The following is a 4,602-nucleotide window of genomic DNA, read 5'->3' as shown; positions in this document are numbered from 1 at the left end:
GGCGGCGCGCCCGATCCCGCCCCGGGGCCGGCCCCGGCGCCGCTCGGCCCCGGAGGGCCCGGAGGACGGCGGCGGCTGAGTGCGAGGGCCCGGGGGCCGCGAGCCGCCCGGGCCCCCCGCAGCGCCTCCACGCCATCTATACACGCCGTGTATAGCTGCTGTGTATAGTTCCTGGCATGTCCATCGGTCACACCCTCCTCGGCCTCCTCGAGACCGGCCCGCGCCACGGCTACGACCTCAAGCGCGCCTTCGACGACAGATTCGGGCACGACCGCCCGCTGCACTACGGGCAGGTCTACTCGACCATGTCCCGGCTGCTGAAGAACGGGCTCGTCGAGGTCGACAGCGTCGAGTCGGGCGACGGCCCCGAGCGCAAGCGCTACGCCATCACCGACTCGGGCGTGACCGACGTGCGGGAGTGGCTGGCCACTCCGGAGAAGCCGGAGCCCTACCTCCAGTCCACGCTCTACACCAAGGTCGTCATCGCGCTGCTCACCGGACGCGACGCGGCCGAGATCCTCGACGTCCAGCGCTCCTCGCACCTGCGGACGATGCGCGAACTGACGGAGCGCAAGCGCGGCGGCGACCTCGCCGACCAGCTCATCTGCGACCACGCCCTGTTCCACCTGGAGGCCGACGTGCGCTGGCTCGAACTCACCGCGGCGCGGCTCGACCGCCTCGCGAAGGAGGTGCGCTGATGACCGCCGGAGCACCGCTGCTCGAAGCCGCGGACGTGCACAAGTCGTACGGCCCCACGGCCGCCCTGTCGGGGGCGTCGTTCTCCATCCGCGCCGGTGAGATCGTCGCCGTGATGGGCCCGTCGGGCTCAGGGAAGTCCTCGCTGCTGCACTGCCTCGCCGGGATCGTCGTCCCCGACTCGGGCTCGATCACCTACGAGGGGGCCGAGCTGACGGGTCTGTCCGACGCGCGCCGCAGCGCCCTGCGGCGCAGCGACTTCGGGTTCGTGTTCCAGTTCGGGCAGCTCGTGCCGGAGCTGACCTGCCTGGAGAACGTGGCGCTGCCGCTGCGGCTCGGCGGCACGCGCCGCAAGGCCGCCGAGGCCACCGCCCTGGAGTGGCTTGAGCGGCTGGAGGTCGGGGACCTCTCGCGCAAGCGGCCCGGCGAGATCTCCGGCGGGCAGGGGCAGCGCGTGGCGGTGGCCCGGGCGCTGGTGACCTCGCCGCGCGTGGTCTTCGCGGACGAGCCGACCGGCGCGCTGGACTCGCTCAACGGCGAGCGCGTGATGCAGCTGCTGACGGACGCGGCCCGTTTCACGGACGCGGCCGTGGTCCTCGTGACCCACGAGACGCGCGTCGCCGCCTACTCGGACCGCGAGGTCGTCGTGCGGGACGGCGTCGCCCGCGACATGGCCGCGGTCCGATGAGGGCGTTCGCGCGCGACCTGGCGCTCGGCGTCCGCTTCGCCGCGGCCGGGGGCCGCGAGGGCTGGATCCGTACGGCCCTGACCGCGCTCGGCGTCGGGCTCGGCGTGGTGCTGCTGCTGGCCGCGTCCTCGGTGCCGTCGATCGTCGGCGGCCGCTCGGACCGCTCCGACGCGCGGGGCATCGTCTCGGGCGGCCAGGTGGCCCGCTCGGACCGGTCGTTCCTGTTCATCCACGCCGACACCGAGTTCCACGGCCGCCCCGTCACGGGCACGCTCCTGCACGCCGACGGCGCCGCGGCCGCCCCGCCGCCCGGCGTCTCCTCGATGCCCGGCCCCGGCCGGATGGTCGTCTCCCCGGCTCTGCGCGAGCTGATGGACGGCCCCGGCGGGACGCTGCTGCGCCAGCGGCTGCCCTTCGAGGACACCGGCACCATCGCGAGCGCCGGCCTGCTCGATCCGGACGAACTGGTCTACTACGCGGGCGACTCCGCCCTGTCCACGCACCGCGGCGCGCACCGTGCGCAGGCGTACGGCACCCACGACTCCCGCGATCCCCTCGACCCGATGCTGATCGCCGTGATCGCGCTGATCTGCGTGGTGCTTCTGGTGCCCGTGGTCGTCTTCATCGCGACGGCCGTGCGCTTCGGCGGCGAGCGCAGGGACCGCAGGCTCGCGGCGCTGCGCCTGGTCGGCGCCGACGCCCGTGCCACGCGCCGGATGGCGGCGGGCGAGGCGCTGTTCGGCGCGGCGGCGGGACTGGTCGCGGGCGGCGTGCTGTTCGCCGCGCTGCGGCAGTTCGCGGGCGGTGTGCGGCTGTGGGGCATGTCGGCCTACCCCGGGGACGTGTCGCCGAGCCCCCTGCTGAGCGCGCTCGTGGTGGCGGGCGTCCTCGTCACCTCGGTCGGCGCGGCGCTGCTCGCGCTGCGTTCGGTGTCCATCGAACCGCTCGGCGTCGTACGCGAGGCGGCGCTGCGCCCCCGGCGCCTGTGGTGGCGGCTCGTCCCGCCCGTGCTCGGCGTCGCGACGCTGGTGCTCACGCACCGGATCGCGGGCAAGAACGCGGCGCTGCACACCGTCCCGATCATCGTGGGCTCCGCGCTGACGCTGATCGGCCTCGTGGGGCTGCTGCCGTGGCTCGTCGAGAAGAGCGTGGCGCGGCTGCGCGGGGGCCCGGTGCCCTGGCAGCTGGCGACCCGGCGGCTGCAGTTGAGCGGCGGCTCCGCGGCCCGCGCGGTCGGCGGGATCACCGTCGCCGTGGCGGGGGCGATCCTGCTGCAGATGGTGTTCGGCGGGATCCAGGACGACTTCGCGCACCCCGACCACGGGGCCGGGGCCGCGCCCTCGGCCGTCGCCGCGCACGGCACGCCGCGGGAGGCGGACGTGACCGTGCGGGTCTCCGCCTCCGACCTGGGCCTCGCACGGCGGCTCGCCGGCTCTCTCGGGTCCACGCGGGGCGTCGGCTCGGTCGCCGCGACCGTGGACGCGTACGCGACGGTGCCCAAGGGGAGGGGCGGTGACGGCGTGTCCGCCCCCATCACGTCCGTGACCGTCGGGGACTGCGCGAGCCTGCGCGCGTTCGCCCGCATCCCCGCCTGCCACGACGGCGACACCTTCGTCTCCCGGACGAACGGGCCCAAGGCCGTGCTGGACCGGCCGGGGGAGGTCGTCTCCCTCGACGGCGGCGACGGCGGGCACACGGCGGCGACGTTCACGGTGCCGCGCTCGGCGCCGGTGGTCCGGGCGCTGCCGGGCTGGGAGGGCGACAGTCACTCGGGCGTCCTCGCGACCCCGGCGGCGCTCGACGCGGCCACGGTCGGGGGCGGGCAGACCACAGCCCTGGTGTGGCTGCACGGCCCGCTGCCCGACGGGGTGGAGCGCGTACGGACGGCTGCCGCGCGGCTCGATCCGACGGCGCAGGTGGACACGTACGTCAACCAGGCGCGCGACACGCAGTACGGCAGCGTGCAGACGGGCCTGGAGATCGGCGGCACGGCGACCATGGCGCTGATCGCGGCGAGCCTGCTCGTCTCGGGGATCGAGCAGCTGCGCGAGCGCGGGCGCCTGCTGTCGGTGCTGGTCGCCTTCGGCACCCGGCGCGCCACGCTGGCCTGGTCGGTGCTGTGGCAGACGGCGGTGCCGGTGCTGGTCGGCACGGTCCTCGCCGTGGCGGGGGGCGTGGTGCTCGGGAAGGTGACGCTGGACCTGCTCGTCGAACCGGTCCGTGACTGGTGGGTGTTCTGGCCGTACGCGGGAGCCGGCGTGGCCGTGGTGCTGCTGGTGACGCTGGCGTCGATGGTGCCGCTGTGGCGCCTGATGCGCCCGGAGGGGCTGCGTACGGAGTGACGCGGAGCGGGCGCGGCCTCGGAGGGCTCCCGGGGGCCGCGCCCGGGGGCGCGCCGGGCCGCCTGCCGGGCCGCCCGCCGGGCCGGACGCCCGGCCCCCGGCGCCTCAGGTGCCGTGCTGCGACCTGACCGTGTCCATCGCGGCGCGCAGATCGTCGGTCATGGCGGGCGCGAGGACCTCGGAGACGAGTCGCGCGGAGACGTACACGGGCCGTACGTCGGAGGGGGCGGCACGGCGTCCGTCGTACGACGGGTAGACGCTCACGGTGAGCGTGAACTCCGCGCGGCCGTCGAGGACCCGGAGCGTCGGCGGCATCTCGCCGACCGTGTCCGTGACGAGGTACGCCCGGCCGCGCAGCCCGGGCACCCGCAGCAGGTGCAGCGCCCACCCCGGCGACTTCGGCTGGGGCAGCGCGTCGAACTCGGGCGCGGGGTCGGTGCTGCGGTGCAGGACGTAACTCAGGCCGACCAGCGCCCGGATGCCGCCGTGGTCGCCCACGTCGGTCGCGGGCAGGGAGCGGAACGGGCTGCCGGGCGGCGCCGTTCCGAGGTCGGCGCGGCAGACCGCGCTGTCGACGGCCTCCGTCTCGTCGGAGGCCGCCTCGGGCTCCTCGGACGGGCCGAAGACCTTCCCCAGCGAGGTCAGCGGGGCGTCGAGGCACAGCTGGCGCTCGGGGCCGTAGCCGCCGAGGTCCGGCGTCCGGGACTGGTACAGCGTCAGGCCCGCGCCCCAGAGCACCGACGCGGCGAGCGCGCCCCACAGGCCCCAGGTGAGGGCGGCACGGCGGGACGGCGGCTCGGGCCGCCCGTCCCCCACCACCACTGGCGCGGCCGGGCCGCCCTCGCCGCCGCGCTGCCCCGGTACGGCGGGCGCGGG

Annotated in this window: 4 protein-coding genes; 3 read left to right on the top strand and 1 reads right to left on the bottom strand. The window is 75.9% G+C overall.

Going from position 1 to position 4,602, the window contains the following annotated elements; genetic code table 11:
• Positions 1 to 176 precede the first annotated feature (176 nt).
• The 3 genes from L1885_RS24010 to L1885_RS24000 are packed head-to-tail and all read left to right on the top strand — an operon-like array spanning position 177 to position 3,726.
• A complete protein-coding gene (locus L1885_RS24010; protein ID WP_235799254.1) occupies positions 177 to 698 on the top strand; it encodes a PadR family transcriptional regulator in 522 nt (173 codons plus the stop codon).
• Positions 698 to 1,384 (top strand): ABC transporter ATP-binding protein, encoded by a 687-nt coding sequence (locus tag L1885_RS24005; protein WP_235799253.1) that lies wholly within the window; start codon positions 698 to 700, stop codon positions 1,382 to 1,384. Before L1885_RS24010 ends, L1885_RS24005 begins: the two co-directional genes overlap by 1 nt.
• Entirely contained in the window at positions 1,381 to 3,726 is a 2,346-nt protein-coding gene (locus L1885_RS24000; protein WP_235799252.1) for an FtsX-like permease family protein, read from the top strand. The genes L1885_RS24005 and L1885_RS24000 overlap by 4 nt, the downstream gene beginning before the upstream one ends.
• A gap of 105 nt (positions 3,727 to 3,831) precedes the next feature.
• Here L1885_RS24000 and L1885_RS23995 read toward each other — a convergent pair.
• A partial coding sequence (locus L1885_RS23995; protein WP_235799251.1) for a hypothetical protein occupies positions 3,832 to 4,602 on the bottom strand: 771 nt, incomplete at its 5' end.

Origin of the sequence: Streptomyces fuscigenes, assembly GCF_021556455.1 — a bacterium.
GTDB classification, from domain to species: domain Bacteria; phylum Actinomycetota; class Actinomycetes; order Streptomycetales; family Streptomycetaceae; genus Streptomyces; species Streptomyces fuscigenes.
The sequence above is the reverse complement of the archived record's forward strand: the minus strand, read 5'-3'. Positions and strand labels throughout refer to the sequence as shown.